We start from the raw sequence: 19,962 nt of genomic DNA on the forward strand, positions 1-19,962 counted from the left end.
CCGTGCGCGAATGCACGAACGAGAGACAACGGATAAGAACGACGAGAAGGAGAATGTTCCTATGGCCGAGAAGAAGCAAGCGCTGCTGCTGTTCAGCAAGCCCCCGGTGCCGGGAATGGTGAAGACGCGCCTGACGACCGAGCACGACGGTTTCCTGAGCCCGGCGCAGGCGGCCGAGTTCTTCAAGCGCAGCTTGTACGACGTGAGCGAGCTTGCCATGCACGCGCTCATGGAGCTGCAGATGGAGAACGATGCGGCCGTGGCGGCCGACCCGAGCGTCGACAAGGTCACGTACGACTTCTTCGTGTCCACGACGCCCGCCGAGAACGTGGAGCTGATGAAGGAGACCTACGACGCCATCGGCCCCTGGCCCATGGAGATCCACTATATGACGGACAAGGGCGCCACGTTCGACGACCACTTCGACTACGCGTTCAAGGAGATCTTCGCGCAGGGCTACGAGCACATCGTGTCCGTGGGCGGCGACATCCCCACCATGCCGAAGTCGCACATCGTGCAGGCGTTCCAGTGGCTCGACTACTTCCAGAGCATCGGCAAGCCCGGCTTCGTGCAGGCGCCGTGCCAGGAATGCGGCACGTCGCTCGTGGGCTTCAGCCACAACACGCCGATGGACCACCAGGGCGTCTACTACAACCTGGACGGTCGCCCGGCGCTCGACGGCTACATGGAGAAGCTGGAGGAGCGCGACGTGCCCTCCGCGTTCCTGTCGCCCGTGGCCGACATCGACGAGAAGACCGACCTCGCGCACGCCATCTCGTGCATGCGCGCCATCAAGCAGGCGGCCGCGTTCCAGACCGACCTGTTCGTGCCCCAGCGCGTGCTGGACTGGGTGGATTACATGGGCATCCAGGTGATCACCCCGCCGAACGACGAGCACGATCCGCGCCAGTACATCGACCAGGAATAGCAGGAGCGCCGCCATGGGAGCGAACGAGAACACGGCGGCCGATCCGGCCGCGCAGCGCACGCCGCTGCACAAGACCACGGCGCTCTGCCCGGACTGCTTGGACGAGCTGCCGGCCGAGGTGTACGCCGACGCCGAGGGCGTCGTGTGGATGGAGCGCACCTGCCCCGACCACGGAAGGCTGGCCACGCGCATGTGGCCCGATGCCGAGCACTACCAGTGGCTGCGCTCGCTCGCGTTCCCGATGACGGCGCCGCAGAACACGCTGCCCGCCTCGGCGCCGTGCCCGCACGGGTGCGGCACGTGCAGCCGCCACCAGCGGCGCGGCACGCTGCTGGAGATCGAGGTCACGCGCAACTGCAACCTGCACTGCCCCGTGTGCTTCATGAGCGCCGAGACGGGCGAGGGCGACCCCACGCTGGCCGAGATCTCCGACATGTACGACGTCATTGCGAACGCGGTGGGCACCGACGGCGCCGTGCAGATCACGGGCGGCGAGCCCACGTGCCGCAAGGACCTGCCCGAGATCATCCGCATGGGCCGCGAGAAGGGCTTCTGGGGCATCGAGGTGAACACGAACGGCCTGGTCATCGCCGCGCGCGACGGGTATCTGGAGGAGCTTGTGTGGGCGGGGCTCACCGGCGTGTACCTGTCGTTCGACGGGCTCACGGGCGAGGTGTACGAGGGCACGTGCGGGCGTGACATCCTGGACGTGAAGATGCGCGTCATCGAGCGCTGCCGCGAGGTGGGCATCCAGGTGGTGCTGTCCGTGGCCGTGGTGGCGGGCCTGAACGACGGGCAGCTGGGCGACCTTCTGCGCTTCTGCCTGGACAACGCCGACGTGGTGGCGGGGCTCGCCCTGCAGCCGGCGTTCACGTCGGGCCGCTTCGACGCCGAGCGCGCCCTGCCCATGAGCTCGGGCGACGTGATCTTCCAGCTGGCCGCGCAGTCAGACGGGCTCATCGAGCCGCGCGACGTGTGGCCGCTCGGGTGCTCGAACCCGCTGTGCGACACGGGCGTGTTCTTCGTGAAGGGCGAGCCTCCCGCGGGCGTGCCGGCGCATCCGTCCGGGTTCTACCCGGCCACGCGCGCCATGACGATGGAGGAGTACCACGCGGGGTACTCGCCCGACAGCCCGCAGGGCTCGGTGTTCCTGGACATCCTGGACAAGAAGGGCGTCGAGGTGGCGAGCGGGCTCTCCGTGGTCATCATGAACTACATGGACGCGGTGTCCATGGACACGCAGCGCCTGCGCGAGTGCTCCATGATGGTGACGGTGCCCGATGGACGCGCCATCCCGTTCTGCTCGTACCATCTGACCGATTCCGCCGGGCGGCGCGTGTACCCGCCGTGGTGCAAGGAGGAGCTGCGCTGATGGCCGACTACCGAATTGTGAACGACCCGAACCGGTGCGTGAAGTGCGGGCTGTGCATCGCGTTCTGCCCGTGCGAGGTGCTGGAGGCCGACGAGGAGGGGCATCCCTTCGCGGCGCGCATCGAGGACTGCGTGGGATGCACCACGTGCGCTGGCAACTGCCCGCAGCGCGCGCTCTCCGTAGAGGCCACGGGCGACGCGGTGTACGATCCCTTTGCCGACGAGCCGCGGGCCGAGCCCATCTCGCGCGAGCTGCGCGAGCAGTACGCGGAATGGCAGCGCGTGATCATGGAGAAGCTGGGCCTGCGCTGGCAGCCGGTGGCCGTGAGCCTGATCGACAAGGACGAGCCGCTGCCCGACGTGCCCCTGCCGCCCGAGAACCAGCGGTTCTGCCAGGCCATGATGGCCGCGCGCCGCGGTGCGAGCATCCTCATGCCGCCGCATAGGCACTCGTGCCCGGACGGCACGTCCATCTTCGGCATGACCGGCGTGCCCGAGAAGCTGGCCACCGGCGAGATATACGTGCTGTTCCACAAGGTGGTGAACGCCGAGGCCGCCGCCCGGATGGTGGCCGAGCGCCCCACGCTGCCGCCGAAGAGCCGCCGCGCCACCTACGTGGCACCCCTGGCGAAGACGGTGCGCAAGCCCGAGGTGGTGGTGGTGACGGGCACGCCCGAGCAGATGATGTGGCTGTGCATGTCCATGAGCTACTACTCGGGCCACCGCTTCGACTTCCACGCGAGCGGGTTCAACTCCATGTGCGTGGAGGCGGTGCTGTACCCCCTGACGGAGCAGGAGCCCAACATCACGTTCGGCTGCTACGGCTGCCGTGCGGCCACCGACGTGGCCGAGGACATGATGTTCATGGGCCTGCCCGTGGACAAGCTGCCCATCGTGGCGCAGGGCCTGACGGAGCTGGCGAAGAAGGCCATCCCGGATTCGCGCATGAAGATCTACGTTCCGCCTATCATGTAGGGAAGGAGCTCCCATGACGAACGAGCTGTTCACCATACGCGATGCGCGGCCGGACGACAAGGCCGTGCTCGACGGGTACGCCAACCTGGAGGGCATGGACGCCATCCCCTCCATCGAGGGCGTGCGCGTGGCCGTGAACGAGGACGACGAGGTGGTGGGGTTCGTCCGCATCGCGCTCGCCGACGACGGCACGGCGTTCGTGAACCCCGTCATCACCCACGAGACGTGGCGCGGGTTCGGTGTGGGCCGCGCGCTCATGGAGGAGGCCCTCGAGCGCCACGGCGAGCTGCGCCTCGTGTCGCGCGGCGGGAGCCTGCCGTTCTACGAGGCCCTGGGCTACGAGCGTATCGGCTGGGACCTCATCGAGATGTCCCTCGTGGACGACTGCGACCACTGCGAGATGCGCGAGGAATGCGGCCCGGTGCCCGTGCGGAAGGTGCGGGAAGGGTAGGCCCTCCCTGCGCGGCGGCCCTTCCCGACGGGGCCGTGTTCCGGGCTTCGGGCGCAGCGGCGCCGGTTCCCGAAAAGCAAACGGCGCTCACGTCGGTGGGCGCCGTTTACGTTAGTGCAGCAGGGGCGGGGCGTTGCTAATGCGAGCACAGGGGAGCGTCGGGGAGGTCGATGCCCAGGGCGCCGGCGGCGAGGCCGCGGAGCTCTTCGAGGGTGAGCTCGTAGCAGGCCAGGGCGTCGATCCAGCGGCGCAGGCAGCGGCGGCCCTTGTCGGTGAGCGAGAACAGGCGCTTGGCCGAGCCCTCCTCCGGCGTGTCCCATACGGAGGTGACGAGCTCGGCCTCCTCCATGCGCTTGAGGGCGCGGTAGATGCCGGTGGCGTCGGGCTTCTTGCCGCCGAACATGGGGGACTCCGCCGCCTGCTGCACGATGACGTAGCCGTGCAGGGGCTTGTCGGAGCAGGCGAGCAGCGTGAGGATGGTGGGCTGAGACAGGCGGTTGAGCGACTTGCCGAGCTCGGCGCACTCCTTCATATCCTCGTCGGACTTGGGATGGCAGCTGCTCCACATGGGCGGGACCTCTTTCTCGCGAGAATGGACTTCGCCCCTGTGCTCCGGCATCGGCTGCGCGGAGGGTGGACGCGTCTCCTTAGGTAGAATTGCAAACACTATCATCTCATAACTAGTTGCAATATGCCAATATTTTCTTGGCGTTTTGGCGGGGAGAGGGCGAACGGCGCTCAATCTCCTCGTGCGGAGGCGGGGCGGCTGGGAGTGCGAGCGGCGCCCCGATCAGCCGTGAGGAAGCGGGCGGCGGAGCGGTCGGGGCGCTCGCGCTCGCGGCCGCCCCGACCGCCAAACGGTTGCCCCTTGACGGCTGTCGGGTGCTCGACATAATCATTGACCTGCGCAAACTAAAAAACCTCGCACCGTTCGCCGCTTTGATCGCACCGTTAGGGAGACCGGTAGGCCAGTCGCCAAGAACACGTTGCCCAGCTACCGAGTTCATCCTTGGGAGGGGATGCCGCCTTTCTATCATGGATGCATGGACCGGGGCGACCGCGGTAGCGGTGCGCCGAGGCGCGAGAGCGACAAGGGAGGCGATTGCATGCACGAGGACGTTCACAGCCATGCGCGCAGGCTCGACAATGCAGAGGCCCGCGTCGTGGAGCGCTCTGTTTTCGGTAAGGGTCCCACCCGTCGAGCCAAGGCGGCTGCCTTCGAGCGCAAGCCGGTTCTGGGCACGAAGCGGGACCAATCGGTTATCGATGCTTTCTTCGCCGCGCAGGACACCAGCCCTTCGCCCGATGCGGGGAAGGAGGGCGGCCTCCCGGCCCCCGACGACCTCGAGGACCCGCCCTCGACCTGAAGGGGCTTTGCAGCACCGCCCCTTCAGGCATGCGAGCCGGGCAGAAAAGGCGCTAGCTGAACAGGGCGAGCTTCTTCTTGCCGAGGTCGATCTTCTCGGCAAGCTCCTCGAGCGTGCCGTAGTACAGGCAACCCGCCTGGCAGTGCTGCACGCAGGTCGGCGCCTTGCCGGCCGCCTGCCGGCGTGCGCAGCGGTCGCAGCGGTCGGTGGGGACGGGCACGAACTCGTACTGCCAGCGGCGCTCGTCCAGCTGGTCGGGGCCTATCTGGGTCAGCTTGATGCCGAACCGGTCGGGCGCCAGGCCGTGCTCCTGCTGGCAGGCTATCTCGCAGGTGTGGCACCCCGTGCAGAACTCGTAGTCTACTGCAAGCATTTGCCTCATGCCGATCACTCCTCTACCTTGCCGATGGTGCACAGCTGCGACTTGTACGACGCTCCCAAGCCCACCTTGCCGGGACGCATGGGGACGAGCTTGTTGATATTGGACTCCATCACGCCGAACAGCGTGCCGTCCTCGGGCCCGCGCTCGGGGAACCACCAGGCGTGGTCGGCCGAGACGGTGTCCTTGCGGATGCGGGTGGTGAGCTCCGCCTTCTGGCGGCACGAGCCGAAGTTGTTCTCGATGGTCACCCAGTCGCCGTCGGCTATGCCGTAGGCGGCCGCCGTCTCGGGGTGGATGAGCACGGTTGGGTCGGGATGCAGGCGGCGCATGGACGGGCTCTGGCGGTGCTCCGAATGGAAGAAGCCCCAAGGACGTGCGCCGGTGGTGAGCACGAGCGGGTACTTCTCGGCGAGCTCGGGCGCCGACACCGGGCTCTCGGGCGGCTCCTCGTAATCGGCTAGGGGCGACAGGCCGAAGTGCAGCATCTCCGGGCAGTAGAAGTTGTAGCGGCCGGTGGACGTGGCGAAGCCCACCGTGCCGTCGCGGCGCAGCAACCCTTTCTCGTGCTTGTTGTACTCGAACTCGGGGTAGGCCCAGGTGCGCTCGCGCAGCGTCTCGTAGGTATAGCCGGTCTTGCGCAGCAGGTAGTCGTAGAAGCCCTGCTCGTCATCCCACTTCTTGTGAGCCTCGTCGGTGAAGCGGCTGCCCGTCTCGTAGATGATGCGCTGGTCCGACTTGCACTCGCCCAAGGGCTCCACGGCCTGCGCGATGGCGCCGAGCGCGTAGGGCTGGTGCCCGGTGATGCCGATGCGCTCCGCGAAGCACGCGGCGGGCAGCAGCACGTCGGCGCAGGCGAGCGCCGTGGGGGTGAGGAACAGGTCCACCACCACGTTGAACTCCATCTTCTGCAGCGCGGGCAGGATGCGCTGGGGCTGGGCGCCCATGCAGGCGATGGCGTTGTTCTGCATCATGAACATGGCCTTGATGGGGTAGGGCTCGCCTGTCTCCATGGCCTCGAGCAGCATGTCGGGGCTGATGGCGGCCATGGCCTTGAGCGCAGGGTACTTGAAGTTCATGGTGCGTCCCTGGTCCTTGACCGGCTCTGAGCACCCTTCCCATACCTTCTCGCGCGGCATCCATGTCACGCTCATATCCCATACGGGGTTCGCGGCCACCATGGTGCCGGGCTTCTCGAAGTTGCCGGTGAGCGCCATGAGGTCGAAGCACGCCATGCCGGTGATGAAGCCCTCGGAGGTGTGGTCCATCGCCACGCCCCATTGCAGGCAGCACGACTTCGCGCGGCCGATCTTGCGGGCCGCCTCCACGATGAGGTCCTCGGGCACGCCGCAGGTCTCGGCGGCGAAGGCGGGCGTGTACTTCTTCACGTGCTCGGCGAACTCGTCGAAGCCGTAGCACCAGCAGCTCACGAACTCCTTGTCTTCCAGGCCCTCCTCGATGATGACGTTGCAGAGCGCGAGCGCGAGCGCCGCGTCGGTGCCGGGGCGCACCTGGAACCACACGTCGGCCTTGCCGGCCACCCAGGTGAGCTTCGGGTCCATGACCATGAGCTTGCTGCCGCGCTTCATGCTCTCCACGATCCAGTGGCCGAGCGTGCCGTCGGAGTTGGCCACCACCGGGTTGTTGCCCCATACGAGGATGTACTCGGGCGCCTCCCAGCGAGGGTCGTCGTAGCGGTCGGGGAAGAACTGCGCGTAGTCGCACACGAACAGCCCGCCCGCCTTGAGCGCGGTTGAGAAGATGCGCGGCGCGTAACACGCCTGGCCCGACAGGAACCCGGTGCCGTAGTTGGGCGTGCCCAGGTACTGGGCCATGAGCGGCCCGTAGCCGTTGATGTCGCGGCCGGTGCCCTGCGTGACCCAGATGGCCTCGTTGCCGTACTGCTCGATGACGGCCTTCATCTCCCGCTCGATGATGTCGTAGGCCTCGTCCCACGTTATGCGTTCGAAGGCGTTCTTGCCGCGGTCCTCCTTGGCGCGCTTCATGGGGTATTTCAGGCGGTCCTCATGGTAGAGCATCTCCTTGAACGCCAGGCACCGCGGGCAGAGGCGCCCCTGGTTGTAGGGGTTCTCCGGGTCGCCCTCTATCTTCTCCAGCACCCCGTCCCTCACGTACATGAGCACGCCGCAGTTGTCGTGGCATCCCGGGCCCGACCGCGCGTTGGAGCGGATGACCGTGCAGCCGTCCTCCTCCCACGTCCACTTGCGTCCGCTCGGGTCGTCCTGCGTGGGCGGCGTCGGCACGCCCTGGGCGGGGTTCCCGCCTGTTAACATCTCTGACATGGCTCCTCCTCACCTGGTTCGTCTGAGCGTCGAGGGCCGCGGCCGTGCGGCGCGGCCCTCGACGCGGGGTTTACGCTTCGGCCCGGTACAGCTCGATCGGGCCCATGTTGCGGTCCTCGTCCACGGTCGAGGCCTCCAGCACGCGCGTGAGGTAGCCCTCGGCCTCCGCGTACACGCGCCAGCCGGCTGCGCCCACCTGGTGGAACCAGAAGTCGCCGAACTCGTCGGCCTCGGTCGCCAGCACCTCGCCCGTGGCCAGGTTCTCGGCCGTCACCCTGGCGCCGGGGACCACCTCGTCGGCCTCCGGGTCCACCACGACGCCGGCCAGGAAGCGCCTCGGCAGGTTGAGGTAGAACACCCGGGGCCTGTCCGCCCCCGCGCGCCCGGGAACGAGCGCCTCGGAAGCCGCGATCTCGGCGGCGAGGTCCTCCTCGTCGCCGAAGCGCAGGGCTCCGTGCGGGCACACGTCCACGCAGTGCGGCGCCTCGCCGGCGTCCACGAGGTGGGCGCAGCCGGTGCACTTCTGGGGTATGGCCAGCTCTTCGTTCCAGAAGATCGCGCCGTAGGGGCACGCCTCCACGAGCTCGCGCCTCCCGGCCGCCTTCTCCGGGTCCACGATCACCAGCCCGTCCTCGCGGCGGTAGACCGCCTCGGGCGCCGCGGCCATGCAGGGCGCGTTCTCGCAGTGCTGGCAGCGGTGCATGACGTAGGACACCCTCACCTTCGGCACCTGGCCGCGCACGCGCTCCTCGATGCGGCACCAGAAGTGGCCCGTGTCGGGCTGGGGCCTCGACCAGGGGCTCCAGTCGTTGTCCACGTGCTCGTCCTTGCAGGCTATCTGGCAGTTGCGGCAGCCGTTGCACTTGGCCGCGTCGAACACGAACACCTTGCCCATATCCCTACTCCCCTTCCTTGCCGTCGACCACGCGGGCGGTTGCCACCAGGCCGCACTCGGGCTCGTAGTCGCGCCCGAACGCCTCCGGGTACTGCTCGGCCAGCGCGAACACGTCGACCTTCTCGATGTTCACCAGGAAACCGCTCGTCACCTCGCCGTGCGCGTTCTTGGACGTGGTGGCCGTGGGGGCGATGAGGTTGTTCGCCCCGCCGCGGTCCAGGCCGCCCTCGCCCAGCACGATGGTGTCGCAGCGTGCGCCGTGGTCCTGGTACACGGCCCCGGGCATGATACGCTCCGTGACGATGACGCCGCCGAGCACCGCACCGCGCTCGTTGTACACCTTCACGACGTCGCCCGTCGAAAGTCCCAGCTTGCCCGCGTCCACGGGGTTCACCCATACCGGCTCGTACTTGTAGCCGTCGGGGCCCGTCACCTTGCAGGTCTCGATCTCGCGGAACCAGGTGACGTCGTCATGCTGCGCGTGCACGCGGAAGTGCGGGTGGTTCGAGACGAGCAGGAAGGGGTACTTCCGCCCGCGCTCCAGGTACTGGCGCTCCTGGTGGCCGGCGCCCTCGTCGATCCAGTGCGGGATGGGCCCGCGCTCGCGGTCGTCGGGGAAGTAGTGCGAGAGCGTGGTTGAGTAGTACTCCAGCTTGCCCGACGGCGTGCGCAGCGGGTGCCCCTCGGGGTCGTCGTGGAACTGGCGGATGCCGGCGGGGATGTCCTTCCAGTCCTCGCGCGTGGGGAAGGCGTAGTACTGCCTCTCCTTGAACTCCTCGAACGTGAGGTCCTCGGGAACACCGCTCGTCTCGAAGCCTACCTTGATCCACTCGTCGTCGGTCTTGCCGCCCAGGTACTTGTCCAGCATGCCCTCGTAGACGCCGCCGTACTGCTCGAGCGCGCGGGCAACCTCGGCGACGACCTCCTTGTCGGACTTCGACTCGCCGATGGGCTGGATGGCTTGGCGCTCGTAGAACACGACGTTCCACTGGCCGGAATCGCAGTCGGTGCCGATGTCCTCCGTCTCGAACTTCGTGTTGGAGGGCAGGATGATATCGGCGAACAGGGTGTCGTTCTCCATCCAGGGATGCTGCACGACCACGCACTCGATGGACTCGTGGCGCAGGGCGTCCTGCATCTTGAAGCCGCCGTTCCAGCAGGTCTCCCAGCAGGGGGAGTCCGACCACACCATATGGATGCGGCTGCCGCCCTCGGGCGGGAACGTGTAGGGCCCGTCGAACTGGTCCTCGCGCGGGAAGCCGGCCGCGATATGCCCGTACCACTGCACGGGCGGGTTCATGATGGCCTCGGGAATCATGGTCTTGGGGATGAAGCTGGCCTTCGTGCCGGTCACGTAGCCGCGGTAGGCGGCGCCGAGGCTGGGTATGTGCACCGAGGGCGGCAGCGGATCGAGCGTGGGGATGCCGAACAGCGTCCACTCCATGAACTTGAACTGGTTCGCGCCGGGCTTGCCGACGCCCTGCATGCCGAGCAGCGCCACCTCGAGGCGCGCGGGCTCGTGCGCGAAGCAGGAGCGGATAAACGATCCGCCGTTGCAGTGCGCGATGGACACGGCGTGCGCGGCCCAGTAGCGGGCGAGGGCCTTGATGGTGTAGGAGGGCACGCCGCAAATGCGCTCGGCCCACTTCGGGGTCTTCGGCACGCCGTCCTCGCCGCCCAGCACGTAGTGCCTGAAGTTCTCGAAGCCCACGGCATGCGTGTCGAGGTAGGCCTGGTCGTAGGTGCCCTCCTTGATCCACGTGTAGGCGATGGCCAGCTGCAGCGCGGCGTCGGTGTTGGGCAGCACGGGAATCCACTTGTCGGCGTGCACGGCGTTGGTGTAGTTCACGTCGGGCGAGATGTGTATCTGCTTGATGCCGAGCTCGGTGAACCAGTAGCACAGGCGGCTCGCCATGTAGCCGCCCCAGCCGAGTGGCGTGGTCTCGGGGTCGCAGCCCCAGAAGAGCACCGCGTCGCCGTGCTCCGAGATATCCTTGATGACGTTGTTCTGCTGGTTCTGCTGGCCGAGCGGGTCCATGCCCCAGACGTGCTTGGCGCCCCAGTACCAGCCCTCCCAGCTGTCGGGCTGGCGGGCCTGCAGGGTGAAGCCGCCGCAGAGGTCGAGGAGCTGGGTGATGCAGCCGTGCGCTGCGTGGACGACCTTCGTCTCGCCGTGGCCGTCGATCTCGCACAGGATGGCCTCGGGGCTGTACTCGTCGTGCATGCGCTTGATCTCGCCAGCCACGATCTGCGCGGCCTCGTCCCAGCTGATGCGCTCGTAACCGCTCGTGCCGCGCGTCTCGGGGTGCCGCTCGCCGTTCGGGTCCCAGTCCACGCGCTTCATCGGATAGGGAATGCGGTTCTTCGAGTACACGCGCTTCTTGTAGCACAGCGACAGCGGCGAGATGAGCGTCTTGAAGCCCGGCTCGAAGGTCTTGCCGCGCGCCTCGAGCTTCCAGGCGTTCAGCTCCTCGGGCGTCTGGTGCTCGTCGAAGTGGAACGGGCGGATGCGCAGGATCTTGTCCTGCTCCTCGTCGATGTCGACCGTGCACGCGTTCGCGCCGAGCCCGAAGCTGTCGAAGCCCAGGCCCTTCACGATGGGCGTGCCCTTCACGTTGGTGGTCATGCGTTGCTCTCCTCTCCTCTTGGCTTCCCTTCGAAACCTTCCCGCTCTCCCCTTACGCGGTGGGCGCGGGCGGCTTGGGCACGCTCGGCGCCTTCGGCGCCCCGGGCACGCCGGGGACCGGCGGCGGGGTGGGAGCGCCCGGGGGCGTGGGGATCCCGGGCATCGGCGCCGCCTTGGCGCCGCAGCTCGGGCAGGCGTCGGCCTTCGGGTCGACCTCGGCGCCGCACTTGGGGCACTTCACGGGTCCGTTGTCGACGGTGGGTGGTCTGAAGCACATGGTTCGTCCTCTCTGCGTGCAGGGCCGCGTGGTCGTGGTGCGGCGGTTGCCGGATGCCCCCTGCAAAGCGACCGGCCAGTGTGGAGCGGCGATCGAGGCGGGCGGTTGTGCGCTTAGCGCGGGAACGCTAAAATGCCCGCATGCGGGAAGGGCAATCGCCTCCTCCCGTATGCGGGCAGTATTCTTCGTTGGGGGAAAATTATCTACCGCTGCTAAGGTTGAATTGCGGGAATAGGCCGGAACATTATCATACTCTGATGTTGAGGAGCGGGGATGACACCTTATTCACCTGCGGAAACAGCTTCAACCGAGACAAGGACGCCCGATGATCTGCGCCTGACCTACGTCCTTGCCACCATCGGCTTCGCGTTCCTCATCGGGTGGGAGCTGTCGGCCACCTTCAGTCCCTCCCTCGCCCTCCTCGGGTTCTGCGATGTGCGGGAGGCCACGGCCCTGCGCATCGTGTCGGTGCTGACGCTGGCGGCCACGTTCGCGTTCTGCGCATGGAAGGCCGATTGGGCTTTCGAGAACCGCAACCGCCTGTTTGCCATCGGCTCGCTGCTCGCGCTCGCGGCGGTGGCGAACGCGTTCGTGAACACGGCGTTCGCGGGCATCCCGCTTGCCGTCTCGGTGGTCTCCTGGGCCCTGTTCGGCGTTGCCCAGGGAAGCATCATGATGTACTGGTGCGTGTTCTTCAGCCTGATTCCCACCCGGCGTACCGCGGTGGCCATCGGGCTGGGCTCCATCGGGGGCACGCTGCTGTTCGTCTTTGCCAACGCCTCGGACACCCAGTGGCTCAACCTGTCGGAGATCACGCTGTTCATCGTGGGGTCGGTGGGGTTGGCGGCCTACCTTTCCACGCGCATCCCCGCCGAGCGCATCCTGCCCGTGGGGGCATTTCGCCGCACGAAGGTGCTGACGGTGCCGGCCGCGCTGTCGGTTGCCAGCCAGGGGGCGGTGTACGGGTTCATGGCCATCGAGCTGTGCTCCATGGGCCAGGAGGTGGCCGTCATCGGGGGCGCGAGCGGGCTGGTGGGCACGCTGGTGGCGCTTCTGTGGGCGGTGCTCGGGTCCAAGGTGGACGTGGACATGGCGGTCGTCCAGCGCATCTCGCTGCCCGTCCTCATGGCCGGCATGCTGCTGTTTCCGTTCTTCGACGGGCCGGGGCGGGTGGTGTGCGGCGGCATGATCATCGCCGCGCTCGCGCATTCGACCATCGTGGGATGGTGCACCACGAGCATCGACAACTACGAGTTCCGGCTGCATCCGGTGGATCGGTTCGCCCTGCGCCAGACCCCCAGCTACCTGGGTTTCCTGGCCGGGTCGGCGGTGGCCTACCTCGCGGTGTTCGCGTATCCGCTTGCGGGGACGCAACTCGACCTGCTGATGGTGGCGTTCGCCTTGGTGCTGGTCGTGGCGTTCTGCGTGTACGGGGGCGACGACGCCCAGGTGCGGAAGCGGTTGAACGAGCTGCTGGCGCCTCCTGCCGCGGAACGGGCTCTCGAAGCCGCAGGGGATGCCGGTGCCGACCAGTCGGGGCCTGGCTTCTTCAGGAAACGCTGCGAGCTCGTGGCCCAGCGCTACGGCCTTACGCCGCGCGAGGAGGAGGTGTTCCTGCTGCTGGCCAAGGGGCGCAACGCCGAGCACATCGCCGAGCAGCTGGTGGTGAGCCCGGCCACGGCCAAGTCCCACATCTACCACATCTACCGCAAGCTTGATATCAGCTCGCAGCAGCATCTCATGAACATCGTGGAGGACTACGACGGGGAATAGGGGCGCGGTACCCTGGCTGGTCGAAGCGTGCTGTACGGGCGGTGCGCCTCGGCCGGCCGACGACCCCTGCCTCGCAGAGATGCGGCCTGATGGGAGGCGGTGTGCGTCGAAAAAGCCTTGGAACCGCTTGCGGTTCCAAGGCCTTCGTGTGCGGAGCGCAGGTGGGGAAGGGGGCTTACAGGCCCATGACCCCCACGATGAACGGCATCCAGGCGGCCATGATGAGCACGAGGGCCACCGAGGGCACGATGCCGGTCTTGAACATGTCGCCGAAGGTGTAGTAACCCTCGCCGTAGGTCAGCATGACCGTGGGGTTCACGGGCATGAGGTAGTTGCCCGCAACGACCACGGCCAGCGCGATGGTGGGCACGGCCGGCGACACGCCGAAGCCGGCGCACAGCGCGATCATGATGGGCAGGAAGATGCCCAGGATGGCCACGCCGATGGGGCACACGGTGTGCAGCAGGTAGATGAGCGCGAGCAGGAGCGCGAAGGCTGCGAAGAAGCCCAGGTCCATGACGCCGCTGCCCGAGATGGCTCCGGCGAGGAACGCCGCGCCGCCCGTGGCCTCCACCACGCCGCCCATGGACATGATGGTGCCGCACATGATGACGATGCCCCACGGCACGGAGCCCTGGAACTCCTTCCAGGTGAGCAGGTCCATGCCCGGCAGGAACATGACGGTCAGGCCGATGAGGGCGACCACCGTGGCGTTGAGGACGGGAACCCAGTTGCCCACGATCCACAGCACCAGCATGGCGCCGATCACGAGGATGGCCTTCACCTCGTAGGCCTCGATCTTCTTGGCGCCGGCGGCCTGGTCGCGGATGCCCTGCAGGCAGGAGTCGGCGATGGGCTCGGGCTTGAGGATGGCCGTGATGAAGAACCAGCAGATGGGCGTCATGATGATGACGACGGGCAGGGCGACGAGCACCCAGTCGAGGAACGAGATGGAAGTGCCGGTGGCCTGCTGCAAAATGTTCATGGCCACGACGTTGAACGAGCTGCCGGCAGGCGTGGCCATGCCGCCGGTGACGGCGGCGATGGGGATGCCGATCATGAGGCAGCGGCCCAGGTTCGACTGCAGCGGCTTGGCATCGGCGGCCTTGAGGATGGTGAGCGCGAAGCCCAGGAACAGCACCGTGCAGGGCACGTCGGACATGACCGTGGACACGAGCGTGGTGGCGCACATGAAGCCCAGCACGAGCTTGCGCGAGTTGGCGCCGGTCCAGCCTATGAGCGCGTTGATGAGGCGCACGCCCCAGTTCGTCTTGAGCATGATGACGGGCATCGAGAACACCGCGATGATGAAGAGCAGCGCGGGGCTGGCGAAGCCGCCGATGGCCTTGCCCAGGTTGTCGACCACGCCGAGCACCGGGCACAGCACGACGACGAGCAGGGCGGTGGCGCCCAGGGGCAGGGCCGAGGTGACCCACAGCGCCACGAGCGCGCCCAGGATGCCGAGCGCGGTGGCTCCTTGGTGCGAGAGGGCCTCGGAGCCCGGAACCAGGAAGCCGATGGCGAGGCAGACAATCGCCAATCCTATCCCGATCAGGCGTTTTGCCATTGGAACGTTGGTGTTTTCCATGCGTTGTACCTCCTTGTTGAGAGAGTGCGGTGCATTTTTCCGCCGGTGCGGAGCCGGGTTCCCAGTCCGGTGCAGAGCTCTCGATCGCCGCGGCCCCCTGCCGCGTGCCCCGCATTATAGAGACCGCCTTCGACAAGGGGCAAATACGTATGTTGCAAGAAGCGGTGCCTGCTGCCGTAGGGCTGCAATGCGAGAATCGAAACCCTTCGCTTCAACATCTGCATACTGTGGAGCGCCCACCCTCCCGACGGCGGGCAGGAGGCGGCGCTTCAGTATCTGGGTATGAGGGCTGCGGGGCAGAAACGCAGATTTCAACATCGGCTGCGGAAGATTTTCCAATCCATCCGGGCGATGCTGGACGAAGGAGGACAAGACTGCAATCGATAGGGAGGCGGCATGGACTACGAGGCGCGACAAGGGGAGGCGGGCGCGGCACCCGCTGCGGCGGCGCGGGGCGCGAGGCCGAAGAAGCTGTTCTATGGCTATATCTTGATCCCCGTGCTGGGGTTCATGTACTTCTGCTCTTCGGGCATCGTTTTGCCCACGGCCACCATCGTCAACCCGCTCATGCTCCAAGATGCGTCGCTTGGCATGAACGCCACCATGCTGGGAACGGGTTTTTCGCTGTTCGTGCTGGTGCAGGGGCTCTCGGCACCGCTCGTGGGGGCGCTCATCGCGAAGAAGGGCGCCCGGTTCAGCATGGCGCTCGGTGCAGCGGTCATGCTGCTGGCCATGCTCGCGCTGATATTCCTCGTGTCCTCGCCGGTGGCGTACTTCCTGGTGTTCGGCATCGTGACGAGCGCCGCCACCATGATGGTGGGCCAGCTGGCCGTGCAGAGCACGATCGGCGACTGGTTCGTGGCGCGCCGCGGCGTCGCCATGACCGCCATGATGGTTCTGGGAGCGAGCGCGTCGTTCGTGGGGCCGCCCGTCGTGAACGCCATCGTGGGCGCAACGGGCGGTACGTGGCGCAGCGGCTGGTACCTGCTGGTGGGCCTGAGCGCGGCGCTCATCCCCGTGGCGCTTCTGCTTGTGAAGAACAAGCCTGCCGACCTGGGGCAGCATCCCGACGGCGTCGCCGACCCGAGTGTGCTCGGCGGTAGCGGCAAGGGCTTCAAGGTGTACAAGAACACCGACGCCGTGCCGTTCAAGCGCGTGGCGAGGACACCGGCCTTCTGGCTCATCTCGCTGGCGGCCACGGGCGGGTTCGCGTCGTATACGCTGGCCACCTCGCAAAGCGCCCTGCACTTCTCCTCGCTCGGCTTCGACAGCGGGCTTGTGGTGGCGGGCGTGGCCGTCATGGGCGGTGTCAGCCTGCTGGGCAAGCTCCTTCTGGGCATGGTGTCCGACCGCATCGAGCCCATCAGGCTCATCGTGGCGTCCACGGTGATCTTGGTCGTGGGCATCCTGGCCGGCGCGGCGGCGCAGAACGAGGCGATGCTCTTCGCGTTCTACGTATGCGTGGGCTTCGGGTTCGGCGGCGTCAATGCCGTGTTTCCCACGGCCATGGCCAACTACTTCGGGGCCTCGTCGTTCTCCAAGAACCTGGGCACGGGCATCATGATCACCACGGTGGTGGCCTCTGCGCTGCCCATTGCGAGCGGAGCCGTGTTCGATGCGACGGGGACCTGCACGATCGCGTTCTACCTCACGGCGGGCATCGTCGCCGCGTGCGCGGCGTGCGGGCTCTTCGTGCGGATTCCGCGCTGCGATACGGAGACGGAGGCGGCGGTGGAAGCGGTTGCGCAGTAAGGGACCCCGCGCATCCCCGGTCATGGCCGTGCGAGGGCGGGAGCGCCGACATGCTGGCGGGAGCCGCGCACAGCGCCGTTCGATCGATCAGGCGTCGGCGGGGGCATCCGCCGAGCGGAACCGCTCGGCGTGCTCCCGTAGAAGCTCGGCAAAGTACTCGAGGTCGGGGCGTCCGGGGTCGCTGTCCATGAGCGCGAAGGCGTCCACGTAGCGCTTCTTATCCGCGAAGGGAAGGATGACCACATGCTGCTTGAGCATGTCGGACATGAGGGGCTTGTACTTCCGGTCCACCTTGGTGAGCAGGTGGATGCCGTCGCCTGGGTCGGTGGCGTAGAATTCCAACGGGTTGTCGGTGGGAACGAGCGTGATGTTGGGATAGAAGCCCACCTCGCGGCACAGCGCGATGAAGTCCTCGCGGAACCGCTCGCTGTAGCGGTTTGCCTGCAGGATGAAGCGGGATTGCGCAAGGTCGGCAAGCGAGAGCTGCCCCTTGGCCGCCAGCGGCGAGGTGCGCGAGACGCCGGCCACGAGCTCGCCGTGGAACTCGGGAATCCAGATGGCCTCCACCGAGTCGGACACATGGAGCTCCGTGGGCGGGTTCTCGGAGATGATGGTCTCGAAGGCGACGTCCACCTTGCCGGCATCCACCATCTGCTGCCCGCCCAGCCCGGAGTTGTCCATGTTGACGAACTCCACGCGCAGCCCGGCGAAGCGCTCCTTGGCGCGGGCGACGACCTCGTTGATGCCCACGTAGAGCGCGTTGGTGTGCAGCAGGTCGAGGATGAGGATGCGATCGCTGCCGCCCGCAGGAAGCGCGCGCAGCTCGGCGAGCATGTTCGCCTGGTCGCCGATGATCTTGCCCGCATGCTTGAGCACCACCTCGCCGGCTGCCGTGAGGCTCAAAGGACGGGTGTCGTAGAAGAGCCGGCATCCCAGGTCGTTGGAGAGGGCGTTCATGTGCCGGCTCAGCGAGGGCTGCGACATGTTCAGGTCGCGGGCGGCCGACACGAAGCTCTTGTGGGCGGCGAGCGCCATGAATTCCCGGTACACCTCGATGTCCATGAAAGACCCACCGTCCTCGCGTCGACTCGGTTTATGCAGAATGTGAAAAGTAGGATACCAGAAGATGAATGGGCATGCATTCGGGCATGGGAAGGGCTGCTGCAACATACGTATTTGGGCCATGCCGGCGCGGCTTCCTATAATGGCGGCGGCCGGCAGGGACTAAGCGCGCCCCATCCGGTTTCCGTCCGGTGGGGCCGCCTCGCACCGACCCCCCTTCCCAGCAGGCAGACCGCCGATTCCTTCGAACGATAGGAGCAACCCATGGACTTCAAGAAGACCGAGGAGCAGGAGCTTCTGCTCGACAGCCTGAAAACCGTCATGGAGCGGGGCAACTTCGAGGACTACTTCAAGGAGTGCGACCGCAACCACGAATACCCCCAGAAGGCCGTGGACGCCCTTGTGGAGGCCGGCTTTACCACCCTCGGCATTCCCGAGGAGTTCGGCGGCACGCCCACCGACACGCTCACCCAGGTCATGGTGGCCGAGGAGGCGCACGCGCTGGGCTACCCGTCGCTGTGCTGGATCAACTTCGCCACCGAGGTTGACGACATCCTCACGTTCGGCAGCAAGGAGCAGCAGGAGAAGATCTTGGGGTATGCGCTGGAGGGCAGGAAGCCCTTCACGCTCGGCTTCACCGAGTCGCAGGCGGGCTCTGACAGCGCCGCCATGGCCACCACGGCCACGAAGCGCGACGGCAAGGTGTACATAAACGGCAACAAGACGTTCAACACGAGCGCCGACCGCGCACCCTACATGCTGTGCGTGTGCCGCAGCGGCGTGAACGAGAGCCCCTACAAGGACTTCAGCATGTACCTGTTCCCGATGGACCGCCCGGGCGTGGCCATCGAGAAGCTGGATAAGATCGGCAACAACATGTGCGGCACCTACGAGGTGCACCTCGATGACGTGGAGTGCGAGGAGGCCGACCTGGTGGGCGAGGAGTGCAAGGGCTTCTACCAGCTCATGAAGAACTTCGAGGTGGAGCGGCTGACCATCTGCGCCGCCAACGTGGGCATGGCCCGCTGCGCGTACGACGAGGCCCTGCGCTACGCCGCCCAGCGCATGCAGTTCGGCAAGACCATCGGCAGCTTCCAGCTTGTCCAGGAGAAGCTCGTGGACATGCGCATAAAGATAGAGAACATGCAGAACCTGCTGTACAAGACCGCGTGGAAGAAGGACAACGGCGAGTCCATCATGATCGACTCGTCGCTCGTGAAACGCTACACCGGGCAGGCCGCCTTCGAGGTCATCGACGACGCCCTGCAGATCATGGGCGGCATCGGCTACACGCACGACTGCCGCATCTCGCGTTTGTGGCGAGACCAGCGCGTCTACCGCATCATGGCGGGCACCGAGGAGATCATGGTGCACACCGCCGGCCGCGCGCTCATCAAGGAAGTGCAGTAGAACGCCCCATCGACGAGAAGGGATTCGCGAACCATGAACATCGTGGCATGCTACAAGATAGTCCCCGATGCCCAGGACATCGAGGCCGGCGCCGACGGGGCCCTGCGCCTCGACCGCGCGCAGTGGGTGCTCGGCGAGTACGACCTGGTGGCCATCGAGGCGGCGGCGCAGCTGGCCGCCGCCACCGACGGGAGCGCCGTGCTGCTCTCCGCCGGGGGCGAGAAGCTGAACGACACGAAGCTCGTGAAGGCCGCCTTGTCGCGCGGGGCCGACGAGCTGTACCGCGTGGTGGACCCGGCGCTCGAGGACGCCGATGCGTTCCAGACGGCCTCGGTGCTGGCCGCGGCGCTGCGCAAGATCGATTTCGACCTCGTGGTCTGCGGCGAGGGATCGGCTGACCGGTACTCCCAGCAGGTGGGCCTGCTCGTGGGCGCGCTGCTGGGCCTGCCCGTGGTGAACGCAGCGGGCAGCGTGCGCGCCGAGGGCGGCGCGCTTTCGGTGGAGCGCGTGCTGGAGAACGAGGTGGAGGTGCTCGAGATCGCGCCGCCGGCCGTGGTGTCCATGACCTCCGATGCCGCGCTTCCGCGCATCCCGCAGCTCAAGGACATCCTCGCCGCGGGCAAGAAGCCCGTGACCACGTGGAGCCTCGACGAGGTGGGGGGCATGCCCGAAAGCCCGGTGGAGACGGTTTCCGTGAAGGCGCCCGCGAGCATCGCGCGCAAGGGAATCGTGCTCGAAGGGGCGACGGACGAGAATATCGGCGAGCTGGTGTCCGGCATCCGGGCATCGCGGTAAGGCAGGGGGA

At 66.9% G+C, this 19,962-nt stretch carries 17 protein-coding genes; 9 read left to right on the forward strand and 8 right to left on the reverse strand.

The window, feature by feature from the left end; genetic code table 11:
• Positions 1-61 precede the first annotated feature (61 nt).
• The 4 genes from BN3560_RS10495 to BN3560_RS10510 are packed head-to-tail and all read left to right on the forward strand — an operon-like array spanning position 62 to position 3,725.
• The gene (locus BN3560_RS10495; protein WP_154270270.1) at positions 62-928 is read left to right on the forward strand and encodes a TIGR04282 family arsenosugar biosynthesis glycosyltransferase; all 867 of its coding nucleotides are present in this window, start codon (positions 62-64) and stop codon (positions 926-928) included.
• Positions 929-941: 13 nt separating this feature from the next.
• The gene (locus BN3560_RS10500; RefSeq protein WP_096228003.1) at positions 942-2,300 is read left to right on the forward strand and encodes a radical SAM protein; all 1,359 of its coding nucleotides are present in this window, start codon (positions 942-944) and stop codon (positions 2,298-2,300) included.
• Positions 2,300-3,274, forward strand: a complete 975-nt coding sequence (locus BN3560_RS10505; RefSeq protein ID WP_087191351.1) for a DUF169 domain-containing protein — start codon at positions 2,300-2,302, stop codon at positions 3,272-3,274. The genes BN3560_RS10500 and BN3560_RS10505 overlap by 1 nt, the downstream gene beginning before the upstream one ends.
• Before the next feature lie 13 nt (positions 3,275-3,287).
• Positions 3,288-3,725, forward strand: coding sequence for a GNAT family N-acetyltransferase (locus tag BN3560_RS10510; RefSeq protein WP_096228004.1), 438 nt, complete (start codon positions 3,288-3,290; stop codon positions 3,723-3,725).
• A 136-nt stretch (positions 3,726-3,861) separates the two neighbouring features.
• Here the strand turns inward: BN3560_RS10510 and BN3560_RS14890 are convergent, their stop codons facing one another.
• On the reverse strand, positions 3,862-4,293 hold the full coding sequence (locus BN3560_RS14890) for a PadR family transcriptional regulator (protein WP_015539665.1): 432 nt from the start codon (positions 4,291-4,293) through the stop codon (positions 3,862-3,864).
• 538 nt (positions 4,294-4,831) lie between these two features.
• Here BN3560_RS14890 and BN3560_RS10520 point away from each other — a divergent pair.
• Positions 4,832-5,092, forward strand: a complete 261-nt coding sequence (locus BN3560_RS10520; protein WP_096228005.1) for a hypothetical protein — start codon at positions 4,832-4,834, stop codon at positions 5,090-5,092.
• Positions 5,093-5,144: 52 nt separating this feature from the next.
• Here BN3560_RS10520 and BN3560_RS10525 read toward each other — a convergent pair whose 3' ends face one another.
• The 5 genes from BN3560_RS10525 to BN3560_RS14895 form a co-directional block, all read right to left on the reverse strand.
• Positions 5,145-5,474 (reverse strand): 4Fe-4S dicluster domain-containing protein, encoded by a 330-nt coding sequence (locus BN3560_RS10525; RefSeq protein ID WP_096228006.1) that lies wholly within the window; start codon positions 5,472-5,474, stop codon positions 5,145-5,147.
• Positions 5,475-5,479: 5 nt separating this feature from the next.
• On the reverse strand, positions 5,480-7,774 hold the full coding sequence (locus BN3560_RS10530; protein ID WP_227115182.1) for a molybdopterin-containing oxidoreductase family protein: 2,295 nt from the start codon (positions 7,772-7,774) through the stop codon (positions 5,480-5,482).
• A 70-nt stretch (positions 7,775-7,844) separates the two neighbouring features.
• A complete protein-coding gene (locus BN3560_RS10535) occupies positions 7,845-8,669 on the reverse strand; it encodes a 4Fe-4S dicluster domain-containing protein (protein WP_096228007.1) in 825 nt (274 codons plus the stop codon).
• Positions 8,670-8,673: 4 nt separating this feature from the next.
• Positions 8,674-11,295, reverse strand: a complete 2,622-nt coding sequence (locus BN3560_RS10540; RefSeq protein WP_096228008.1) for a molybdopterin-dependent oxidoreductase — start codon at positions 11,293-11,295, stop codon at positions 8,674-8,676.
• Positions 11,296-11,347: 52 nt separating this feature from the next.
• Positions 11,348-11,572, reverse strand: a complete 225-nt coding sequence (locus BN3560_RS14895; protein WP_096228009.1) for a zinc-ribbon domain-containing protein — start codon at positions 11,570-11,572, stop codon at positions 11,348-11,350.
• A 273-nt stretch (positions 11,573-11,845) separates the two neighbouring features.
• Here BN3560_RS14895 and BN3560_RS10550 point away from each other — a divergent pair, with 273 nt between their 5' ends.
• Positions 11,846-13,345, forward strand: coding sequence for a helix-turn-helix transcriptional regulator (locus BN3560_RS10550; RefSeq protein ID WP_096228010.1), 1,500 nt, complete (start codon positions 11,846-11,848; stop codon positions 13,343-13,345).
• A 175-nt stretch (positions 13,346-13,520) separates the two neighbouring features.
• On the opposite strand, the gene BN3560_RS10555 is transcribed toward BN3560_RS10550, so the two are convergent.
• On the reverse strand, positions 13,521-14,933 hold the full coding sequence (locus tag BN3560_RS10555; protein WP_231897385.1) for an SLC13 family permease: 1,413 nt from the start codon (positions 14,931-14,933) through the stop codon (positions 13,521-13,523).
• A 396-nt stretch (positions 14,934-15,329) separates the two neighbouring features.
• Between BN3560_RS10555 and BN3560_RS10560 the strand changes: the two genes are divergently transcribed.
• Positions 15,330-16,685 carry an MFS transporter gene (locus tag BN3560_RS10560; RefSeq protein WP_096228012.1) on the forward strand — a complete coding sequence of 452 codons (1,356 nt, stop codon included), beginning with the start codon at positions 15,330-15,332 and terminating at the stop codon, positions 16,683-16,685.
• Positions 16,686-16,772: 87 nt separating this feature from the next.
• Here BN3560_RS10560 and BN3560_RS10565 read toward each other — a convergent pair whose 3' ends face one another.
• The gene (locus tag BN3560_RS10565) at positions 16,773-17,747 is read right to left on the reverse strand and encodes a LysR family transcriptional regulator (protein WP_161959457.1); all 975 of its coding nucleotides are present in this window, start codon (positions 17,745-17,747) and stop codon (positions 16,773-16,775) included.
• A gap of 264 nt (positions 17,748-18,011) precedes the next feature.
• Here BN3560_RS10565 and BN3560_RS10570 point away from each other — a divergent pair, with 264 nt between their 5' ends.
• Together BN3560_RS10570 and fixA are read left to right on the forward strand one after the other, a co-directional pair.
• On the forward strand, positions 18,012-19,157 hold the full coding sequence (locus BN3560_RS10570; RefSeq protein ID WP_096228014.1) for an acyl-CoA dehydrogenase: 1,146 nt from the start codon (positions 18,012-18,014) through the stop codon (positions 19,155-19,157).
• 33 nt (positions 19,158-19,190) lie between these two features.
• Positions 19,191-19,952: a putative electron transfer flavoprotein FixA gene (fixA, locus tag BN3560_RS10575; protein ID WP_096228015.1), complete on the forward strand. Its 762-nt coding sequence runs from the start codon at positions 19,191-19,193 to the stop codon at positions 19,950-19,952.
• Positions 19,953-19,962 lie beyond the last annotated feature (10 nt).

Origin of the sequence: Gordonibacter urolithinfaciens, assembly GCF_900199375.1 — a bacterium.
In the GTDB taxonomy this organism is placed as follows: Bacteria; Actinomycetota; Coriobacteriia; order Coriobacteriales; family Eggerthellaceae; genus Gordonibacter; species Gordonibacter urolithinfaciens.